Source organism: Salinicoccus halodurans (genome assembly GCF_900114445.1).
In the GTDB taxonomy this organism is placed as follows: Bacteria; Bacillota; Bacilli; order Staphylococcales; family Salinicoccaceae; genus Salinicoccus; species Salinicoccus halodurans.
Window position 1 is genome coordinate 133,332 of the sequence record NZ_FOTB01000001.1, and the last position, 20,783, is coordinate 154,114.

The window sequence follows — 20,783 nt, forward strand, 5'->3', positions numbered from 1 at the left end:
ATGAAAAGATTACTGTTATTTTTCAGTCTCCTCGTGTTCGTTGCAGGATGTTCTTTGGAACCGCCGGCATGGAGTCAGAGCGGCGGCAGTTCGGGAGAGGACGGCAATGTTGTCATCGGTGTCAGCGTTTCGACTCTGAACAATCCGTTCTTTGTGACATTGAAGGACGGTATTGAAGCCGCGGCACAAGAAAAGGGATATGAGGTGAAAGTGGTCGATGCACAGGATGATTCTGCCAAGCAGGTCAATGATATTGCGGATCTGATGCAGCAGGGCATCGATTATCTTGTGGTCAATCCTACGGATTCCGCAGCCATCTCAAGCTCGGTTGAGTCGGCCAACGGTTCGGGTATCCCTGTAATTACGCTCGACCGTTCCGTAGAGAGCGGTGAAGTGGCGGCGTTCATCGCCTCTGATAATGTGACAGGCGGCGAGATGGGCGCGCAGTTCATCGTCGATGAACTCGGAGAAGGTGCCAAAGTTGCAGAGCTTGAAGGTGTACCGGGTGCGAGTGCCACGCGTGAACGGGGTGAAGGGTTTACGAATGTCGCGGAGGAATCTCTGGATGTAGTGACGAGCCAGACAGCAAACTTCAACAGGTCGGAAGGGCTGAACGTCACGCAGAACATTTTGCAGGCCAATCCTGAAATCGAAGCGATTTTCTCCCACAACGATGAAATGGCGCTCGGTGCTGTCGAAGCGGCACCGGATGATGTGCTCGTCGTCGGATTTGACGGTTCGGAGGACGCCCTGAATTCGGTGGAGAACGGCGGTTTGGATGCGACAGTTGCACAGCAGCCCGATCTGATGGGTGAGACAGCTGTTGAAACGGTGGAGAAATTGGTTAACGGAGAAGACGTTGAAGAAGAGATTAAAGTGGAATTGACGTTGGAAAAACAGGAATAGTGGGCAGAATCGGGAGACGGCTGAAGAGCCGTCTTTTTTGTGTTATTGTGTTTGGGAATTTATTACATAATTCGGTGTTAAGGATCGAAAAGTACCGCAGATTCATGAAATCTGCTTTTTTAATTCTGAAAAGATCAAATCGGTCGTTTTCACCTATATATAAGGTAGAGGGGTTTTTATTAAAAGGAGGGTTTTTATGTTCGTTACTGAAAGGAACAGGTCTCGTAATCATATTTATCTTGAAGTTCGGAAAAGCAGGGCCGAACTTGATCGGAAGGAGGAACGGAGTCTGGAGTGGTATCGTTCCGGCTATGAAGGGGAGCAGGAGTATGATGCTGTGCTGGACGCGGTTGGTCACGGTCCGCTGTATGTTTTCCGCGATATTTGGCTCGGGGTACAGGATTCGAAAGTGCAGCTGGATACGCTGATTGTTGCAGACAATATAATGATCGTGAATGAAATCAAAAATTACAGCGGGAATTATTCGTATGAAGAGGGTGTGTGGAAGGTGCGCGGGCATCAAATTTCCGAAGATCCGGTCAGTCAGATCTCCGTTGCTGCCAATAAACTGCTCAAGCTGCGTTATGATACGGGAATCCATTTTGAAATCCAGAAGGAAATTGTATTTGTGAATCCCTATATGATATTCGGCCCGACGGATTATAAAAATGTGAATCTGTTTGTGATGCGGAACCGGTTGAAGCAGTATTTCCGGAGTCTGCATAACAATACTTCCGGCCGCTCTGCGAAGGTGCTCGCAGAGGAAATCGCAGGGCGTATTATAGAAAATCCGCATCCGGCTCCCAAGGCTGATAAAGGGAGAATAAAGTTCGGCGTGAATTGCTGTAAATGCAGCAGCTTTGCTGTTCTGATGAAGCGTTTTTGCGTGGAGTGCCCGGCATGCGGGTATGTGGAGCCTGTTGAGCGGAGTGTGGTGCGGGCGGCAATTGAGTTTTCTGTATTATTCCCTGAAGAAAAGGTGACACGGGGCGGAATCTATGAATTTTTGGGGAAGAAGATTGACTCTCAGAAGATTCAGCGCAGGATGAGACAATATTTCCCCCTGATTTTTAAGGGGAATCACAGTCATTACAAAATGGTTCATAAAGATGTGGGCGAGTGTCTGTCAGCTGGGAACTATGCTTCTTATTATGAACATGACCCGGACTTTATATTTGAAGGACATCCGAGATATCATAAATTGAAAGGAGTGAACCGTAATTACATGAGGGAAAAATGAGTTTGCATATCAATGATTCGGGATCATTGCCCGGGGGGAGGTGCCTGCGTATCAATGATTTGGAATCATCGCCCTGGGAGAGGTGCCTGCCTATCAGTGATTTGGAATCATCGCCCTGAAAGAGGGCCTTCCACGTCTACGATTGTCATACATAGATGTGAAAGGCCTTCACGGGACTATTCTTTTTCCAGTTTATCAATATATTCTTTAAGTTTATCTTTGTCTTCCCCTGTGATTTCAGGAAATTTCGGGTCCAGCCGCTCAAGCAGATCGATCATGATTGCGGTAACGAGTCTGCGGCTGTGCCATTCGTCATCGGCTGGCAGTACGTACCAGGGCGAGTAGCTGGTGGATGTTCCGTTGAGCATTTCTTCGAATACCTGCTGATATTCGTCCCAGTGCTGTCGTTCTTCTACATCTGAAAAGGAGAATTCCCAGTTTTTATCCGGTGTCTTCATGCGTTCAAGCAGCCGGTCTTTCTGTTCATCTTTGGACATGTTGAAGAAGAACTTCACGACATGTATGCCATTTTCGTATAAATACTTTTCGTAGTCATTGATCTGACGGAAGCGGATGTTCCATATTGAATCCTCGTCTTCACCTTCCGGGAAGTCGCCTGGCTCTAAGCCGCCATGGATCCGCGGCGCGATTACGTCTTCATAATGTGACCGGTTTAAAATACCGATTTCACCGCGTGCTGGGATGGCCGGCTGCATTCGCCACAGATAGTCGTGTTTCTGTTCCGTTTCAGTCGGTTTGCCGAAAGTTGTCGTTTTCAACCCCTGGGCATTCAGATTCGAGAATATATAGCTGATCGTCTCATCTTTGCCGGCAGCATCCAGTGCCTGCAGTACAACGAGGATTCCGTTTTTCTCCTCGGCATTCAGCCTGAGGTGCAGATCTTTCAACTTTTCAACAAGCGGCGGAATAACCTCGCTCCTGATTTCATCGTTATCTTTTGTTTTATCTTCTGAGGTTGGGTACTCCTGTAATTCAATATATTCGTCATGCGGCATCCTATACTTTTTCAGTTTCATTAATAAAGGCCCCTTTCTTTATGTGAAGTACCCCACTTTTTGACAATAAAACAGGCATGATAATCATCACCTGTCGAGGTGGATGCAACATCATGCCTGTCCTTTATTCCGAAAAACATTCTAGTCTACTGCCATTTTCTTTTTGCCACTGGGTTTACGCTGTCCTTTGTAAAGTTTGTACAATGCGTTCTGCACCGGTGTCTCGATATATCTGAAGATCAGATATGCTGCAAGGACAGTCGCTCCGATCAGCATGACTGTGTAGATCGGGTGTGTGAATCCCATGGCATGCAGCTGGTTGATGATGACATACCCGATATTCTGGTGAATCAGATACAGCGGGTATGAGATGGTGCCGAAGAACACGAGCACGCGTGAGCTCAGGAACTGAAGCTTGTTGTTGATGACCAGATAGAATGTCGCGACGAATACTGTCGTGATCAGGGCATTCTCGACACTCATGAATGCGAGATCGTATGCGATACACATTGCGATTACTGCATGATACTTCAGCTGGTTTCCATGCTGCCAGATGCAGTAGAACATGATGCCGATGATGAACATATGACTGAAGCTGGCAATTGAGAACTCTCTGATTGTAGCAGTCATTTCAGTATCAATGTTCCGGTGGATCAGCTGGATAATGACAGAAAATGCCAGCCATGAAATGACAATCGGCATGACTTTCTTTTCCACTTTGAAGAATAAAAGGATCGCCATGAGGATATAGAAAGTCATTTCGACACGGAGTGTCCAGTAGACACCGTCAACCCTTGGGGCGCCAAGGAAATCCTGGAACATCGTAAGGTTGATCAGTGCCGGCATGATATCGATTTTCAGCTGATCGATCGAAGCGAGTGAAACGACTGTGAACGTCAGGACCACTGCAAATATATAGGCCGGATAGAGTCTGAATGAACGTTTGATTGCGAAATCGGATACGGATTTGACTTTGAGGATGGACATATAGATTACGAAGCCGCTGATGATGAAGAACAGCTGTACCCCGTATTCACCGAGTGAAAAGATTTCACTGAACCCACCGCTCACTTCTCCGAATCTCTCTTCATAACGCGTTGTATAGTGGAAAAGCACGACAGCAAGTGCTGCGAGTCCGCGCAATGCGTCTATTTCAGTAAATCTTTTTCTTTGAGACATTGTGAGATCCCTCGTTATTTTTTAGTTTCCATATTTTTATATACCCGTTTATTAGAATTATAGAGACCAATATAATACATCTTTAGATGTAGAATCAAACAAAAAGAGGTTATCTGTTGGATTTTGTGGTTGTTTTGTGACAATAAAAATCATAAAACGGGAGATAAACCGGAGGGAACGGCCTTCTTGTACGTCGCACGTGTTCCGACGTCCAGCTAATATGTTTTCTGGAGTTCGCACGTGTTCCGACGTCCAGCAAATGTGTTTTCTGGAGTTCGCGCATGTTCCGACGTCCAGCTAATATGTTTTCTGGAGTTCGCGCGTGTTCCGACGTCCAGCAAACGGTGATTCCCGGGATTTTATCGGCTGCCGGGAATTCACAATGTCGGGTGAAGCTGTCATCATACACCGGTTTTCATCAATCCAGCAGTCCAGCAGCATAAAAAGGTCCTTTGACGGTGAGCATCTCCAGGATGTCGGCGAGCTCTTCGCTGGTTTCCCGGCGGCCGTGCTCGAGCCAGTTGCGGATGAGGCCGATGTGTGCGTTGGTGATGTAGGCGAGGAGGTAGTCGATGTCGACGCGCAGCCTGTTCTTATCAATGAGCTGATCGCTGTGAATGCGGTAATAGTTCAGCATGTGCGCCCTGACTTTATGTTCGAACTGGTTCTCTCCCTGGTTGTTGAACAGCGCGATGATCTTATCCGCATTTTCACTGATGTAATTGAAGGTGTCCGTCGCAATTTTCCGCGGCATGCCGATGGAGAGCTTATGATGTTCCTCTTCGATGTTCCGCGACAGGATTTCATATAAGCCGTCAAGGAGCGTGTTTTCATAGGATTCGAGCAGAGCATATTTATCCTCGTAATGCATATAAAATGTGCCGCGGTTGATGATGGCTTCTTCAGCGATGTCCTTGATTGTCATCGCTTCAAAGCCCTTTTCTGCAATCAGGGCAGTGAATGCCTGATCAATCGCTTTCCGTGTTTTAATCTTGCGCAGATCCTGCTTTTCCATAATTGATCCCTCTTTTTCATTTTTAAACGACAATTGGTTATTTTGTGTTGAATAAACGACATCCAGTATTTTATTGATCATTGTATTTTAATCATCACGGAGTAAAATAATGAACATCGTGTTTGTTAAAATAATAACTTTAAAGAAGAGGGATTGCAATGTTAGATGATTTTAAACATATTTTGAAGAAGCCGATTCTGCTGATTTCGCTGCTGGCGATTGCGATGATTCCGGCAATATACACATCGATATTCCTGGGCTCGATGTGGGATCCGTACGACAGCATGGACCAGTTGAAAATCGATGTAGTGAATGAAGATGAGGGCGCGGAACTTGATGGAGAGGAGATCAATCTGGGCCGGGATCTGGTGGATGAACTGAAGGATAACGATGAATTCGAGTGGCAGTTCACTGATATGGAAAAGGCCGGCCGGGAACTTGGGCACGGTGAAGTGTATGCCGTCGTCAAAATTCCGGCGGATGCATCTGAGAAGGCAGCCAACCTGCTGAAGCCGGAAGCGGAGAATATCGACATAGAAATCCGGACGAATCCGGGGTATAACTTCCTCGGCTCTGTCATGGGTTCGAGTGCCGGCAAAGCCATCAAGGACGAAGTGAGTCTGTCGGTGACGAAGCTGTACACGGAGACGCTAGTTGAAAATCTGAGCGACGTCAAAACGAATAATGAAGATCTGCTCGATGCACTGGCTGAAATGCAGACGGGCGTGGATGAACTGATCGAAGGCAGCGAAGCGGTCGAATCCGGACTCATGGAAATGGATAACGGTGTGAACCGGTCGATGGGTGAATTGTCCGAAGGCAATCGTCAAGTTACAGATGGATTGTATGAGATGAATAAAAACCTTGCAGCCATGGAAAGTCAGGTGCCGCCTCAGATGGCGGGTCAGCTGGATGGGTTTTCCGCCGGCCTCGATGAGCTGATTGCCGGAAACGAAGCAGTGCAGCAAGGCATTGACCAGGTGGGCCCCGGTGTTTCTGAAGGGGCAGGAGAACTGGCAGAAGGCAGCCGGTCGATGACCGAAGGGCTGACGGAACTGGATGAGGGTCTGAACGAAATGATCACTGAAGTTGAGGAAGGCCTTGCGGAATTCGACGGACTCGAGCTCACCGATGACAATGCAGGGTTTATCGCTGATCCGATTACGGTGAGCGAAACCGAAGTCACCGAGATCGAGAACTACGGCCAGACGTTTGCACCGTTCATCGTTGCCGTCAGCCTGTTTTTGGGATGCATCGCCTTCAGCGTGCTGTATCCGCTCAACCGTTCACAGGACAATTACCGGAATGCGTTCACCATGACTGTGAGCAAGACGATGCTGCTCATTACGCATGCACTCATTTCCACGGGCATTTTATTCGCAGTATTGAAGTTCGGGTTTGAACTGGAAATTGCAGAGCCGGGGCAGTTCTATCTGATCATGTTGCTCTGGACACTTGCCGCCCTGATGGTCATTGCCGTTCTGGTTGCGCTGCTCGGCAACGTCGGGAAATTCATCGCGGTCATCCTGCTGATTTTGCAGCTCTCATCAAGTGCCGGGACATTCCCGATCCAGACGGCGGGTGGCCTGTATCAGACGCTGCACCCGGTGCTGCCGATGAGCTACGCTGTGACAGCCATGCGGGAAGTGATTTTCGACTTTGAAGCGGTACTGACCACACATTCGACATTTGTTTACCTCGCGGTGATAATAGGTGTTACAATTGGATTGTTCAGTCTGATCAATATACTGAAATTCAGATTCCGGAAGTTTGAAAATATAACGCGGGAGATGAGCAGAATTGAATATTAAGGACATCTGGTGTTTAGGGTCCTGTGTTTAATGGAATAAAGAACCAAATGATTTTATGGGGAGTGTATGGTAATGAGACGTCCGATAGATATTGATATCAGGGCTTTGAAAGTTGAAGATGACGGGGCAATCCCGAATAACCCGGATTATGCGCTGCTGCTTTATAAAAATGCAGTGACTGCGGATGATGATCCGGAGAAAATACTGGAAGAGAACAACTGGCACGGTACATGGCGGGGCGGGATTTACACAGAACACCACTATCACAGCAATACGCATGAAGTGCTGGTGGTGGATTCCGGAAAGGCAACGCTCCTGATGGGCGGTGAAGCCGGTGTTAAAGTGAAGGTCGCAAAAGGTGATGCACTCATTCTTCCTGCCGGATTCGGTCATAAATGCCTTGAAAGCAGTGAAGATTTTGCTGTCATCGGGGCATATCCGGATGGCAAAGAACATGACTTCCTGTACGGTAAAGCTGAAGAACGGCCGGAAAATCTGGAGAATATCAGACAGGTGGCGCTGCCGGATAATGATCCGTTGTTCGGTCCGGAGGGGCCTTTGTTCACTTACTGGAAAAAATAATGGTTGATGATTAAGACAGCAGGCCGGGCCTGCTGTCTTTTTTGTAGTCAATTGTCTTCGAGCATCAATGATATGTCAAAAGCCGCTTCTTTCAACCTTTCTACATACGACTCGATCTTATCCCCCTTAATCCTGAAAATCGGGCCCGCTATGGACAGGCCGCCGATAATATATTTGCCGCTTCTCAGTATCGGTGTGGAGATGCCGATCGCATTTTCATCCACTTCCGAAGAAGTTACAGCATAACCATTGGCTTTGATTTGCCCGAGTTCATTTTCCAGTGATTTCCGGTGATCTGCCGCCATGCCTGTTTCCATCAGAAATTGCTGATGTTCCGCGGGGAGATGTGCCAGCAGTATTTTGGAAGAGGCCCCTTTGAATATATCGAGTATCTGTCCCTCCACATATGAATATTTCAGGTTATGCCGGCTTTCCAGGTGGGCGAGAACTTTGACTTTGGATCCCCTCACAACCGTCAGATTGACCGATTCCCCGATTTCCTCGTTGATTTCCTGCATGATCGGTGTCGCCATTTCAATAAGATCATCAAAGGAATCATAGGAGTGATCACGAATGACCGACACCCATCTTATCACGGATGAACTGGTAATTATCGAATCCTATTTCTATCAGCACACCCCGGTCTCAAAAATCTCGAAACTGGTCGGCCGGGGCCATCAAACGGTGCACAATGTGGTTGCTTTTCTGAGAGCTGGTCATACCGCATTGGATTTCTATAAGCGCTACAAGGCAAACAAGCAGCGGTGTGGCCGAAAACGGACGAGACTGCCAGAGGACCAGCACACATATGTGGCAGAAAAAGTCGCACAGGGGTGGACACCGGATGTGATTACCGGCCGGCGTGAACGTAAGATACAGTGTTCCGGCCGCACATTGTACCGCATGTTCAAGCGTAAGGACTTTGATGTTTCCACATTACCAATGAAAGGCAAAAGAAAACCAAACGGTCATAAGGAACGCCGGGGGAGACAGACCTTCAGACGGAAAACCTCTCAAAGAGAGACTATCCCGACTTCACAGAGGAATTTGGACATCTGGAAGGGGACACCATTGTCGGTGTCCACCATAAAAGTGCCATTGTGACACTCGTAGAACGGCTGTCAAAAGTGATCATTACCCTCAAGCCCGAAGGCCGGACCGCGCAGGATATCGAAACAGTCATCAATGCATGGTTCCATCAAATCCCCAGGAATTTGTTCAGGTTCATTACGTTCGACTGTGGTAAGGAATTCTCAAATGGACAGTCAATGAGTAACCGAAACGATATTGATATTTACTTTGCCGACCCGGGTACGCCCTCCCAGCGGGGATTGAACGAGCATTCCAATGGACTGCTTCGGAAAGACGGGCTGCCCAAGCATATGGATCTTAACGCAGTGGATCAGGGGATGGTTGCTTCAGCAGCCTCTAGGAGAAACCACATACCCAGAAAGTTTCTGAACTACCAGACACCGTTGGAAGTATTTATGAGTTACATGAGTGTAGATCAGTTGTCTAGATTATTTTGACAAACGAAGATACATAAAAGATTAAATATTTTGTTTAAATAGTAATATTTTTAAAATTCAGAGAAATAAAAGTCGATTTTCCTTCTAACTAATGAAATCATAGTAGAAATTTTTAATTATTGTTAACAGAATATTTAATCTATTTATTCTATCTCTCTATATAATGAGAGTTACAAGTAAAATTGTGAGGTGAATATAATGCTGGCATTCGTCGAAGAACTTAAAAAAAACTGGGCAAACAGAAATAAAGTAGTAATTGCAACAGTAATTAATACTATTGGTTCCACATACAGACAAGTGGGCGCTAAAAGTATATTTTATGAAAATGGAAGATTTGAAGGTGTACTAAGTGGAGGGTGCGTCGAAGGAGATATCTTTGAACAATGTAAAGCTGTCTTAGAAACAGGTGAAGCTCGTCATATATATTATAACTTACAGGATGATGACCCAATTTTTGGATTTGGTGTGGGGTGTGATGGTGGTATGGAGATATTACTTCAAATATTTGACCCCATAAATCATTCAGAAACTGCAAAAAAGCTTTTAAATATTTATTCCAATGCTTTAGAAAGTAAAGGGAGTTATAGAGTTTTAACCGTTTTGGAAAGCGATAATACATCAAAAATAAACCCTGGAACTTCATGGGGGTTGCAAGCAGATAGTGTGGGTAATGTTTTTAAGAATCATGATGAAAGTTATTATATTACTTTTGATGACGTGGCTTATGATGATTTTACTCAATTCACAATTAATGCTTTAACTGAAAACGGTAGTAAAAAAATAGAGATAAATTGCTTTTTGGAAACAGTGAAACCCATACCTCAACTTCTCATTTTAGGTGCAGGGCATGATGCAGTTACTTTAGCTAAACAAGCTAAAAACTTAAATTGGTTTGTTACAGTTGCGGATTATAGAACTGCGCACATTGAAAGTGAAATGTTTGATATGGCTGATGAGAGGATTCTATGCTCGAATGAAAAACATTTTAAAAACATATCATTTGAAGGTGATGTCTCGGTAGTGGTTATGTCCCATAATTTTGAAAGGGATAAGTTTTATCTCGAGCAGTTATATCTTAAAAACTTTACTTATCTTGGAATCTTGGGATCAAGAAAGAGAACAATTAAACTTATAGAATCTTTAAATGTCACGTATCCCGAAGAAAAGGTTTATTACCCGGCTGGGTTAGACCTCGGTTCTGAAGGGCCTGAAGAAATTGCGTTAAGTATATTAGCTGAAATATTAAAAGTTAAAAACAATAGAACTGGAAATTTCTTAGTACAAAAGACTGGGCTTATTCATGAGTAAAAATGAAAACGCTTACTTAAAAAGGAGGGTTATTCGTTCATATATTGATATTAGCTGCAGGATCTTCTACTAGAATGGGTGAACCTAAATTAGCATTACCAATAGGAGAAGAGACCATGCTCGAAAAAATTGTTAGAAACGCATGTGCAAGCAAAGCAAGAAGTGTAACAGTTATTTTAAATAAAAAATTTTATTTTTTATTGGAAGATATAGAACATTTATCAGTAAATATCGTTTGGAATGAGAATTATAGAGAAGGAATGTCCTCGTCACTAAAAATAGGGTTAGAAAGTATACAAAACTATGCTGAAGACATAATGATTCTTTTGGCAGATCAACCAGATATTACAACCGAAATTATGAACAACTTAATTACACATCACTTTGAAAATAATTATTTTATTACACAACCTCTCTATTGTAATGGGGTTGGCCACCCAGTTATTTTTAACAAAAAATTGTTTAAGGATATTTTGAAAATTGAAGGTGATAAAGGAGGGCGCGAAATCTTAGTTGAGAATAAAAATAATAGACAACTAATAGAATTTAATATTACACAACCTATAGATATTGATACAAAAAATGAATATCTAGAATATTTGAATAAAGAGGTGATATGAAATGGGAAGTAAAATTGGTGAATCCAAAAAAAGGGTAGAAGATGCAAGATTAATGGCAGGAGAAGGAACATATATTGATGACTTGCAGCCATTTGGAAACATACACCATGCGGCTATCTTGAGGAGTCCCTATTCTCACGCAAAAATTAAAAATATACACATTGATGAAGCACTGAAAATAAAAGGAGTTATTGGTATTGTTTCTGGCAAAGAAGTTGCTGAGTTATCAAGACCTTTTCCTGTTGGTGTTTCAGAACCGGTAGAATATTATTCGCTTGCGATAGATAAAGTTAGATTTGTCGGAGAAGGGGTGGCTGTAGTAGTTGCGAAAAACAGATATATTGCAGAGGATGCCCTTGATAAGATTAAAGTCGAATATGAAACATTAGATACAGTGGTTGATGTTGAAAAAGCGATGGAACATGATGCCCCTATCTTACATGAAAATTTAAAAACTAATGTTGTTAACCATCGTTTTTTTGATTACGGAGAGACAGATCAAGCTTTTGAAGAAGCCGATATAGTAATCAGTAAAAAGTTCAAATTTCCTAAATATAGCGCAACACCGGTTGAAAACTATGGAATAATTGCTGATTTTAAAGCAAGCGAAGAACAATATACCGTTTGGTCTAATTTTCATGGCCCTTTTACGTTGCATTCCGTTATGACGGCAGCATTGAAAGTTTCCGGGCATCAATTAAGATTACAGATTCCTAAAGATATAGGTGGAAGTTACGGAATAAAATCAGGAAGCTATCCGTACATTGTACTTATGTCAATTGTATCGAGAGTAGTAGGGGTCCCGGTAAAGTGGATAGAAGATAGGCAGGAAAACCTACTTGCAAGTTCCAGCGGGACAGATAGAGTAACCTGGATAGACGCAGCTGTAAAAAATGATGGAACAGTTACTGGTCTGAGAATGAAGATGGCAGATAATGTTGGTGGTTATATACGTGCTCCTGAACCAGCAAATTTGTATAGAACACATTCAAACTCAACAGGAGCATACAATATTAAAAATCTACAGATGGAAACAATCGCGGTTATGACCAATAAAAGTCCTACAGGACTAATTAGAGGATACGGAGGACCCCAGCTTTATTTTCCATTAGAGAGAATGATGGAGATAATAGCACGTAAACTAAACATGGACCCAGCTGATCTCATTAAGAAAAATTTAATTCCCGCAGACTCTTTTCCATATCGGACAGCCTCAGGTGGAATATACGATAGTGGTAATTATCAAGGAGCGCTCAATAAAGCTTTAGAATTAATAGATTATGAGGAATTCAGGAAACGTCAAAAAGAGGCATTGAAAAAAGGCAAGTATTTGGGTGTGGGCTTAGCTTGTATAGTTGAACCTTCAGGGTCAAATATGGGATACGTAACAATTGCATTGACACCAGAAGAAAGAGCCCAAGGTTTGCCTAAATCCGGTTCTGCAGAGGGAGCCACTGTTAGTATCGATCCTAAGGGAAGCATTAATGTCAGGATTAGTACAGTACCCACCGGACAAGGACATGAAACTGTAGCTAGTCAGATAGTCAGTGATGTTTTGGGTGCAGATGATAATTCAATAAAAGTCTACGCAGAGATGGATACTGCGACTAGTCCTTGGTCTGTAGCGTCAGGCAGTTATTCCAGTAGATTTGGGCCCATAGGATCTAGTGCAGTGTACGAAGCGGCAAAAAAAGTCAGGAATAAACTATTAAAGATTGCTGAACACCAGTTAAATGTTCCTATAAAAAATTTAAGTATAGATGATGGAAAAGTGTTTGATAAAAATGAGCCGGATAAAAGCATCTCAATGAAACGGTTGATAGGTACTGCCCATTGGAATACAGAAGCGTTACCAGCAGGAATGGAAGCTGGGATACATGAAACTGCCTTTTACAATATTGAATCCGCCAAAGCACCAAATGCAGATGACACTGTAAATGGATCAGCTACACACGGTTTTGTAGTAGATGCAGTAACAGTTGAAGTGGATGAAACAACAGGAGAAGTGAATATCTTAGATTATATTACAGTTCACGATGCTGGAAAACTTCTGAATCCCAAAATTGCAGATGGCCAGATTTTAGGTGGTTTAGCTCACGGTTTTGGAGGAGCGATGTTTGAAGAACTTGTCTACGATGAGAAGGGACAGTTATTAAGTGGAAGTTTTATGGATTATCTATGTCCGACTTCAACAGAAATGCCCAAAATAACAATCAATCATCAAGAGACACCGTCACCACTTACACCACTCGGTGCGAAAGGGCTTGGTGAAGGTAACACAATGAGTGCACCCGCAGTAATTTCAAACGCAGTTAACGATGCACTTAGGCCGTTAGATGTTGTAATAAATAAATTGCCTTTAGCTCCAAATATGATATGGAAGCAAATAAGTGAAAAGAAACAAAAAATGAAGGAGGAAGTATGATGGAAGGAAAAGGAAAAATCAATCTACCAGGTAATAAAAAAGAGGTATTCGAAGAAATGTTAAACCCTGAGCTTTTAGAAAAATGCATCATGGGGTGTAAAGAATTTCATGTTATTGAGAATAATAAATACAAAGCAGAACTTTCTGTTGGGATTGCAGCAGTAAAGGGCAAGTACGATGCAGATATCAATGTGAAAAATATTGCTGAAGGCGAATCATACACACTTGTTATTCATGGTGAAGGTAATCCAGGACTTGTAGATGCTGTTGCAGATATTACATTCGAAGAAAATGGCAATGATGACACACTTGTAAAATATGAATATCAGGCAGATGCAGGAGGGAAAATTGCTTCTATCGGTCAAAGAATGTTAGGTGGGGTTGCTAAGTTAGTTATCAATGACTTTTTCAAAAAAGCAAAAAATGAATTGAAGCTAAAACAGGAAGCTGTTTAATCTAAAGAGCAATACTTGTAAAGGAGTATTTTATGAAACCTTCAAAATTTGATTATTACCGACCACAGACACTTGAAGAAACATTGAATTTGTTAGCAAATTACGGTGATGAAGGTAAGATTCTGGCAGGTGGTCAAAGTTTCATTCCAATACTAAACATGAGGATGTCAGAAGTAGACTGCTTAATTGATATTAATAATGTTAAGGATTTAGATTATATCAAGATTGAAGAAGATATATTAAAAATCGGCACTTTGACAAGGCAAAGAAGTCTTGAACAATCAGATCTTGTGTTTGATAAGTTACCGCTTTTACGAGAAACCTGTGAATTTATAGGACATCAACAAACTAGAAATAGAGGGACAGTAGGAGGAAGCGTTGTTCATGCTGATCCGAGCGCAGAACTTCCTCTCGTTTTTCTGATCCTCGGGGGAAAAGCAATTATCCAAAGTGAGATTGAAACCCGCGAAACAGAATTGAATGATTTTTTTCTCACTTATTTGACTACCGATATGATGCCTGATGAATTATTAACTTCCATTCATGTACCAATATCAGATGTTCCGACAGGATATGCATTTGAAGAAATCAGTAGAAGGCATGGTGATTTTGCTTTAGTTTCAGCAGTTTGTCTGATGAATCGTAATATATCCGGAAAGATTACAGATTTGAGACTGGCAATAGGAGGGGTAGATGCTGTACCAATGTTAGCTGATGAGGAAGACTTAAAACCTTTAATCGGTAAGCATATCGAAGAGGAAATTATAGATGAAATAGCAGAAAGTGTACTTGAAATGGCAGAACCTGATGGTGATTTACATGCTTCTGCTGAATATCGTATGCACATTGCGAAAGTACTTATTAAAAAAGTTATGAAAAAAGCTTATTTAAGAGCTGAAAGGAAGGAGGTGCCTAATTAATGCAGCAGGTAAAAAGCAATGAAAAAATGACTATAAATACAAAAGTGAATGACAAATCATACGAAGTAGATGTAGAACCTCGTAAATTGTTAAGTGATTTCTTAAGAGAGGATCTTGGGTTAACAGGCACCCATGTTGGATGTGAGCATGGTGTTTGTGGCGCTTGCACCATAATGATTGATGGTCACGCTATTAGAAGTTGTCTTATGTTTGCAGTTCAAATTGATGGTTCAGAGGTTGAAACGATAGAAGGTCTGCAAAAGAAAGAATTGGGTCTAGAGTTAAAAGAAGCTTTCTCCAAACACCATGCATTACAATGTGGTTTTTGCACTGCAGGAATTCTTATGTCGGCTGTAGAATTTTTATACGAAGAAAATCATCCGACGGAAAAAGAAACAAGGGAGATGTTATCAGGGCATCTATGCAGGTGTACTGGTTATGAAGGTATTGTTAGTGCAATTCAAGAAGTGGCAGAGAAAAATAATGAGGGAAGGTGAATTAAATGATTTTATCATCTTTGTTTGAATTTGCAGTAAATAGACATCCTAATGAAATTGCTATTATTGAAAAAAGTAAAAAGTATACTTATAAAGAATTTGATCAATTGACTGACAAATTAGCACACAACTTACAAAAAATTGGGATAAGAAAAGGTAATAGAATTGTTACCTTAACGAAAAATCGTATGGAAATGGTAGCTATGTATTGGGCAGCTCAAAAACTCGGCGCTATTTTCACACCTATTAACTTCAGGTTATCTTCAGAGGAGGTTAAATATTGTGTCGAGAATGCAGAAGCAACATTAGTTCTTTACGAAAAAGTGAGTGAAGATGCTTTAATGGAAGCCGTGGATAAAAAGAATAAACCAATTCTAATTAGTATTCACGATGATAAGAAAGCAGATAAAAATTTCGACTTTCTCATTACTAATGGAAAAGAAGAATTCATAAAACCTGAAATAAATGATGATGATGTTTGCTTAATGCTTTATACATCTGGGACAACTGGTAAACCCAAAGGAGTTCCTCGAACGAATAAAAATGAATATAGTGCAAGCACTGCCCATATAATACAGAACGAATATACAAGCAAAGAAAGAACATTAGGTATTATGCCTCTATATCATACAATGGGGATGAGATCTCTTCTGGCTATGACTTTCTTGAATGGGACATTGGTAATGCTTCCTGAGTTTGAACCAAAAACTGTTCTTGAAACAATGGAAAAAGAAAAAATCAGTTGTGTTTATTTAGTCCCGACGATTATCCACGATGTATTAAATCATCATGATTTTAAAAATTATAATCTCACTTCTTTAAAGAAAGTCGGTTATGCAGGAGCGGCAATGACAAAAAAATTAACAGAAGAAGTTTATGAGAAACTGAACCCTGAAATTTTTGTGAATCACTATGGTAGTACTGAAGTGTATACCTATTCTATTTGTAATTACCTAAATGAAAAACCTGGATGTGCGGGTAGAGCAGGCTTCCATCAGTATATACGAGTTGTAACACCAGATCCGGAAGGGCATTCGACCCCGCAAGATATTGTGCCAGAGGGCGTCCCTGGAGAGATTATAGTAAATACGGAATCAATTGAATCTTTTCAGGGATACTGGAAAAGACCGGAAGCTACCAAAAAGGCATTAAGAGAAGGATGGTATTTTACAGGAGATATGGGTGAACTAGATAAAGAAGGAGATCTTTATGTGGTTGGAAGAGTTGACGACATGATTATTTCTGGAGGAGAAAACATTCATCCTTTAGAGATAGAAGATATCTTAACAAAACATTCTGAAGTTCTTGAAGCGGTAGTAGTAGGTGTCGAAGACGAAAGATGGGGAGAAAAAGTGATTGCTTATGTTGTAGTCAAGTCCAAAAATTTATCAGCCGATATACTTGATGACTTTTGCAAAAACGAACCAGGATTATCAAATTTCAAAAGACCAAGAGAATATATATTTGTAGATGAGATCCCTAAAAGTCCAGTAGGGAAAATACTGAGAAATAAATTAAAAAAACAAGAAGGACAAGCAATATTAAAAAAAGGAGTGTCTTAAAATGGCAGAAACTAACACACAAAAATGGGATCATATACAAGTGGAAAAAGATGAAGAGAGTCAAGTAGCGACCATAGTTTTAGATAGACCTGAAAAAATGAATGCTTTAAGTTACCAGGGAAGGGCGCATTTGAAAGAAATATTCTTCGATTTAAATAAGAATGAAGGAATTAGAGTAATTGTTATTAAAGGTGCTGGAGAAAAAGCTTTTACTGCTGGTGGTACAATACAAGAATTTATGGAACGTTCCCCAGAGGAATTGTCACTTTTACATGAAAATGTTGCTGCACCTGAGTTATCACCAAAGCCCGTAATTGCTCAGCTACAAGGTTACACCTTTGGAGTGGGGTTGGAAATCGCAATGGCTTGTGATTTCAGAGTAGCAGCTGATAATACTAGAATGGCACTCCCGGAAATGAATTTAGGAATGATACCAGGGAGCGGGGGGACACAACGAATTGCAAAAATTGTTGGAGTAGGTAGAGCTAAAGATATGATTATGCGAGCCAGACATATAAAGGCTGAAGAAGCATTGCAATGGGGATTACTGACAGAAGTAGTCGCACATGAAGAACTTGAAGGAAAAGTAAATGATTTAGTTGAAGAACTGGTTAAATTTTCGCCTGTGGCACAACGGGTTGCCAAACGAGTCCTAAACAGTTCCCAGGACACTCCGTTAAGTGCCGGCCTTGAACTTGAAGGATATGCATATGGTTTGTTGCGAAGTACACATGATTTTAAAGAAGGTGTGGACGCTTTCTACGAAAAAAGAAAACCTGAATTTAATGGTAACTAAAGCTTGAAAGTAAAAAACAATTAAGGTTTTTTTAAAAGGGGGATTGGGTGCATGAAACTAAAAGAAACACTCAATATCAAAACAATTAGTGCAGGAGTATTAGCAGCCATTTTTGGATGTACTGGACCCGCTCTTATCGTAATAGGTGGTGCTCAAAACGGCGGATTAACACAAGTGGAGACAATTTCTTGGCTATTCGCAATCTACTTTTTTGGAGGAATACTAGGAATTTTCTTATCACTCCGATATCGTCAGCCTATCGCAGGAGCATATTCTATACCAGCAGCAGTTCTTGTAGCAGGCGCGCTTACAACAAACACATTGAGTGAAGCAACCGGTGCTTATTTGATTGCCGGAATAATTGTATTATTACTTGGAATTAGCGGAATGATAGGTAAAGTTATGCGTTGGATTCCAGTGCCAATTGTTATGGCAATGATAGTTGGAGCAATGATATCATTTGGGACTGATATGATACTATCCATAGAGAAAGCCCCATTAATAGCAGGAACAGCAGTCGCTCTCTATCTCCTTTCTACTGCTTTGACCAAAAAAGTTCCTGCGATTTTGCCGGCCTTTATTGGAACGATGGCCGTAGCATTAGCAATGGGTCAGTTTTCTCTATCGGGAATGGAGCCGGCACTAGTTATACCCCAGTTAGTAATGCCGACGTTTAGTTTTGAAGCAATAATTTCCCTATCAATTCCATTGGCTCTATTAGTTATTGGAGCTGAAAATGCTCAAGCGACCGGTGTGTTAATCTCTCAAGGTTATAAACCGCCGATCAATATGATGACCATTTTCAGTGGTGTTGGAGGAATACTGACGTCGTTGTTCGGGGGACATAATGCTAATATTGCAGGTCCGATGACTGCGATTTGTGCTTCAGAAGAAGCTGGAGAAAACAAGGAAAAAAGATATGGAGCCGTTATCGTAAATGGAACATTATTTGCATTGTTTGGAATATTTGCAGGGGTGGCTGTTCCTTTCGTTACAGCAATGCCCGGAACACTCGTGGGAACAATTGCCGGATTGGCAATGATAGGTGTACTACTAAGTTCTCTACAAGCCGCTTTTTCTGAAACGAAATTCCAAATCGGTGCCTTCTTTGCATTAATTATTGGAATATCTGGAATTTCATTTTTCGGTATCAGTGCACCATTTTGGTCTATTTTAGGCGGAGTAGCTGTGTCGTTAGCAATCGAACAAAAAGATTTTAAAGAAACATCAGCTGATCAAAATGATGATAAGATAAAAATTATAGAAAAAGAATCGCCCAAAATTGAAAGCGCAACCAATATTGAATAGACAATAAATTTTTAGAGTATTATAATAGGAGCATTCTTAATAGAAGAGTTCCTATTTCTATTTTATCAAGGAGAGACCACTAATGCATCTTATAGATATATACAATAATACCTTAGCCCGTTCACCAAAGGATTCTGCAGTTTTTTATAATGGTGCATTTTACAGTTATGAATATATTCATAACCAGACTGAGCAACTGGCAATTTCGCTAATTAACCTTGGTGTTGGAAAACAGGATAGAATTATGGTTATGCTAAAAAATAATATAGAGAATATAATTGTTTTTTGGGCAACACAAAAAATCAATGCGGTATATGTTCCAATTAATATGGATATGACATTTGATTATATAAAGTATTGTATTGAGGATGTCGAAGCCAAAGTCCTATTCCTTGAAGATGAGAATGCGGATATTGTAAAAGATATAAAAATGACTAATGATCTGATTATAGTTAGCACACTTGGAGAAGCGGATTTTTCTCTTGAAGAAATGCTGAAAAATGGTAATGGAAACTTAGATGAAATTACTAAAGATGATGAAGATTTAGCGCTAATACTTTATACGTCTGGTACCTCTGGACGGCCAAAGGGTGTACCTCGTACTCATAAAAATGAATATGCTGCAACAATGGCACATATTATACAAAACACTTACATCCGAGGGGACAATATAATTGGAGCTGTACAACTTTATCATACTATGGGAATGAAAGCCTTTTTAAGTATGACATTCCTTGGTGGGTGCTATTTTGTACATACTGAATATGATGCAGAAGACATATTAAAACAAATCCAGGACTATAAAATAACTACATTATTCTTAACGCCTACTCAAATTCACGATCTTTTAACAGTAACGAATAAATATTTTGATGTGTCTTCCATTCGAGTTATTTCTTATGCAGGTGCTCCAATGAGCACAAATTTAATTAATAGATGCAATGAATTTTTTGAACCTGAAGAATTTATAAACCATTATGGAAGTACTGAAGTATATACCATTAGTATTTCTAATAATATTAGAGAAAAACCTTGGAGTGCTGGCAAAGCTGGTATACATAGCCAAATTAAAATAAATCCAATAAATGGAGATTATCATATTGACTATAAAAGTAAAAAAGAAGTGGGAGAAATTATAGTAAGCTTAAAGTCAGATGAAGCTTTTAAAGGGTACTGGAATCGTCCTGATGAGACTGCTAAAGTAATTAAGGATGGCTGGTATCATACTGGAGATATTGGCAGAATACTGGATAGCGGAGAATTAGTAGTAGTTGGAAGACTTGATGAAATGATTCTGTCTAATGGAGAGAATATACACCCACATCAGATAGAGCAAGTGCTGAATAATCATCCAGACGTAATAGAATCGGTAGTAGTAGGGGAAACAGATGAAAGACTCGGAGAGATGATATCTGCTTACATAATTTCTAACAGCGATAAAATTAGTTTCCTTGATTTAGATTCATACTGTAAAATTTCAGGTTTATCAAGCCATTTAAGACCGAGAAAATATACGTTTCTGGATGAATTACCCTTAACGAAAAAAGGAAAGATAAATAGAAAATTATTGCAACTTGGTAAATTCAATGAAAGTTAAAGAGAATAGAAAAGAGG

Annotated in this window: 18 protein-coding genes and 1 pseudogene; 15 read left to right on the forward strand and 4 right to left on the reverse strand. The window is 41.1% G+C overall.

The features are described from left to right. The gene (locus BM271_RS00650) at positions 1 to 906 is read left to right on the forward strand and encodes a D-ribose ABC transporter substrate-binding protein (protein ID WP_046789722.1); all 906 of its coding nucleotides are present in this window, start codon (positions 1 to 3) and stop codon (positions 904 to 906) included. Between the two features lie 196 nt (positions 907 to 1,102). Then, positions 1,103 to 2,146, forward strand: a complete 1,044-nt coding sequence (locus tag BM271_RS00655) for a nuclease-related domain-containing protein (RefSeq protein ID WP_046789723.1) — start codon at positions 1,103 to 1,105, stop codon at positions 2,144 to 2,146. Positions 2,147 to 2,322: 176 nt separating this feature from the next. Here BM271_RS00655 and BM271_RS00660 read toward each other — a convergent pair whose 3' ends face one another. From BM271_RS00660 to BM271_RS00670, 3 genes are all read right to left on the reverse strand, one after another. Continuing rightward, on the reverse strand, positions 2,323 to 3,183 hold the full coding sequence (locus tag BM271_RS00660; RefSeq protein ID WP_046789724.1) for a PPK2 family polyphosphate kinase: 861 nt from the start codon (positions 3,181 to 3,183) through the stop codon (positions 2,323 to 2,325). 120 nt (positions 3,184 to 3,303) lie between these two features. Next, positions 3,304 to 4,341, reverse strand: a complete 1,038-nt coding sequence (locus BM271_RS00665; protein ID WP_046789725.1) for an acyltransferase family protein — start codon at positions 4,339 to 4,341, stop codon at positions 3,304 to 3,306. Positions 4,342 to 4,759: 418 nt separating this feature from the next. After that, positions 4,760 to 5,356 (reverse strand): TetR/AcrR family transcriptional regulator, encoded by a 597-nt coding sequence (locus BM271_RS00670; protein WP_046789726.1) that lies wholly within the window; start codon positions 5,354 to 5,356, stop codon positions 4,760 to 4,762. Between the two features lie 158 nt (positions 5,357 to 5,514). On the opposite strand from BM271_RS00670, the gene BM271_RS00675 reads away from it, so the two are divergent. Both BM271_RS00675 and BM271_RS00680 read left to right on the forward strand, forming a co-directional pair. Continuing rightward, a complete protein-coding gene (locus tag BM271_RS00675) occupies positions 5,515 to 7,167 on the forward strand; it encodes a YhgE/Pip family protein (protein ID WP_046789727.1) in 1,653 nt (550 codons plus the stop codon). 72 nt (positions 7,168 to 7,239) lie between these two features. Beyond that, complete coding sequence (locus tag BM271_RS00680; protein WP_046789728.1) at positions 7,240 to 7,749, forward strand: cupin domain-containing protein; 510 nt, start codon at positions 7,240 to 7,242, stop codon at positions 7,747 to 7,749. 47 nt (positions 7,750 to 7,796) lie between these two features. Here the strand turns inward: BM271_RS00680 and BM271_RS00685 are convergent, their stop codons facing one another. Next, complete coding sequence (locus BM271_RS00685) at positions 7,797 to 8,333, reverse strand: IclR family transcriptional regulator (protein ID WP_143544875.1); 537 nt, start codon at positions 8,331 to 8,333, stop codon at positions 7,797 to 7,799. Between BM271_RS00685 and BM271_RS00690 the strand changes: the two are divergent. From BM271_RS00690 to BM271_RS00740, 11 genes and pseudogenes are all read left to right on the forward strand, one after another. Beyond that, positions 8,323 to 9,278, forward strand: a pseudogene (locus BM271_RS00690) (IS30 family transposase). The gene BM271_RS00685 and the pseudogene BM271_RS00690 overlap by 11 nt on opposite strands. Positions 9,279 to 9,476: 198 nt before the next feature. Then, complete coding sequence (locus tag BM271_RS00695; RefSeq protein WP_046789730.1) at positions 9,477 to 10,586, forward strand: XdhC family protein; 1,110 nt, start codon at positions 9,477 to 9,479, stop codon at positions 10,584 to 10,586. Positions 10,587 to 10,630: 44 nt separating this feature from the next. Then, complete coding sequence (locus BM271_RS00700; RefSeq protein ID WP_074924518.1) at positions 10,631 to 11,206, forward strand: nucleotidyltransferase family protein; 576 nt, start codon at positions 10,631 to 10,633, stop codon at positions 11,204 to 11,206. Between the two features lies 1 nt (position 11,207). Further along, complete coding sequence (locus BM271_RS00705) at positions 11,208 to 13,631, forward strand: xanthine dehydrogenase family protein molybdopterin-binding subunit (RefSeq protein ID WP_046789732.1); 2,424 nt, start codon at positions 11,208 to 11,210, stop codon at positions 13,629 to 13,631. Next, positions 13,631 to 14,086 (forward strand): SRPBCC family protein, encoded by a 456-nt coding sequence (locus tag BM271_RS00710; RefSeq protein WP_046789733.1) that lies wholly within the window; start codon positions 13,631 to 13,633, stop codon positions 14,084 to 14,086. Before BM271_RS00705 ends, BM271_RS00710 begins: the two co-directional genes overlap by 1 nt. A 32-nt stretch (positions 14,087 to 14,118) precedes the next feature. Next, positions 14,119 to 15,006, forward strand: a complete 888-nt coding sequence (locus BM271_RS00715) for an FAD binding domain-containing protein (protein ID WP_046789734.1) — start codon at positions 14,119 to 14,121, stop codon at positions 15,004 to 15,006. Continuing rightward, complete coding sequence (locus BM271_RS00720; RefSeq protein WP_052749834.1) at positions 15,006 to 15,503, forward strand: (2Fe-2S)-binding protein; 498 nt, start codon at positions 15,006 to 15,008, stop codon at positions 15,501 to 15,503. Before BM271_RS00715 ends, BM271_RS00720 begins: the two co-directional genes overlap by 1 nt. Positions 15,504 to 15,523: 20 nt before the next feature. Further along, positions 15,524 to 17,065 (forward strand): class I adenylate-forming enzyme family protein, encoded by a 1,542-nt coding sequence (locus BM271_RS00725; RefSeq protein ID WP_234960352.1) that lies wholly within the window; start codon positions 15,524 to 15,526, stop codon positions 17,063 to 17,065. 1 nt (position 17,066) lies between these two features. After that, positions 17,067 to 17,861, forward strand: coding sequence for an enoyl-CoA hydratase/isomerase family protein (locus BM271_RS00730; protein ID WP_046789736.1), 795 nt, complete (start codon positions 17,067 to 17,069; stop codon positions 17,859 to 17,861). A gap of 51 nt (positions 17,862 to 17,912) precedes the next feature. Beyond that, positions 17,913 to 19,169: a benzoate/H(+) symporter BenE family transporter gene (locus BM271_RS00735; protein WP_046789737.1), complete on the forward strand. Its 1,257-nt coding sequence runs from the start codon at positions 17,913 to 17,915 to the stop codon at positions 19,167 to 19,169. 82 nt (positions 19,170 to 19,251) lie between these two features. After that, positions 19,252 to 20,766, forward strand: coding sequence for a class I adenylate-forming enzyme family protein (locus BM271_RS00740; protein ID WP_046789738.1), 1,515 nt, complete (start codon positions 19,252 to 19,254; stop codon positions 20,764 to 20,766). Positions 20,767 to 20,783 lie beyond the last annotated feature (17 nt).

Bases quoted from the DNA above. Each gene is read 5' to 3' on its own strand.
- BM271_RS00665 (WP_046789725.1), bottom strand. From the start codon at position 4,341: ATGTCTCAAAGAAAAAGATTTACTGAAATAGACGCATTGCGCGGACTC.
- BM271_RS00680 (WP_046789728.1), top strand. From the start codon at position 7,240: ATGAGACGTCCGATAGATATTGATATCAGGGCTTTGAAAGTTGAAGAT.
- BM271_RS00695 (WP_046789730.1), top strand. From the start codon at position 9,477: ATGCTGGCATTCGTCGAAGAACTTAAAAAAAACTGGGCAAACAGAAAT.
- BM271_RS00715 (WP_046789734.1), top strand. From the start codon at position 14,119: ATGAAACCTTCAAAATTTGATTATTACCGACCACAGACACTTGAAGAA.
- BM271_RS00720 (WP_052749834.1), top strand. From the start codon at position 15,006: ATGCAGCAGGTAAAAAGCAATGAAAAAATGACTATAAATACAAAAGTG.
- BM271_RS00675 (WP_046789727.1), top strand. From the start codon at position 5,515: ATGTTAGATGATTTTAAACATATTTTGAAGAAGCCGATTCTGCTGATT.
- BM271_RS00740 (WP_046789738.1), top strand. From the start codon at position 19,252: ATGCATCTTATAGATATATACAATAATACCTTAGCCCGTTCACCAAAG.
- BM271_RS00710 (WP_046789733.1), top strand. From the start codon at position 13,631: ATGGAAGGAAAAGGAAAAATCAATCTACCAGGTAATAAAAAAGAGGTA.
- BM271_RS00705 (WP_046789732.1), top strand. From the start codon at position 11,208: ATGGGAAGTAAAATTGGTGAATCCAAAAAAAGGGTAGAAGATGCAAGA.
- BM271_RS00670 (WP_046789726.1), bottom strand. From the start codon at position 5,356: ATGGAAAAGCAGGATCTGCGCAAGATTAAAACACGGAAAGCGATTGAT.
- BM271_RS00650 (WP_046789722.1), top strand. From the start codon at position 1: ATGAAAAGATTACTGTTATTTTTCAGTCTCCTCGTGTTCGTTGCAGGA.
- BM271_RS00660 (WP_046789724.1), bottom strand. From the start codon at position 3,183: ATGAAACTGAAAAAGTATAGGATGCCGCATGACGAATATATTGAATTA.
- BM271_RS00735 (WP_046789737.1), top strand. From the start codon at position 17,913: ATGAAACTAAAAGAAACACTCAATATCAAAACAATTAGTGCAGGAGTA.
- BM271_RS00730 (WP_046789736.1), top strand. From the start codon at position 17,067: ATGGCAGAAACTAACACACAAAAATGGGATCATATACAAGTGGAAAAA.
- BM271_RS00655 (WP_046789723.1), top strand. From the start codon at position 1,103: ATGTTCGTTACTGAAAGGAACAGGTCTCGTAATCATATTTATCTTGAA.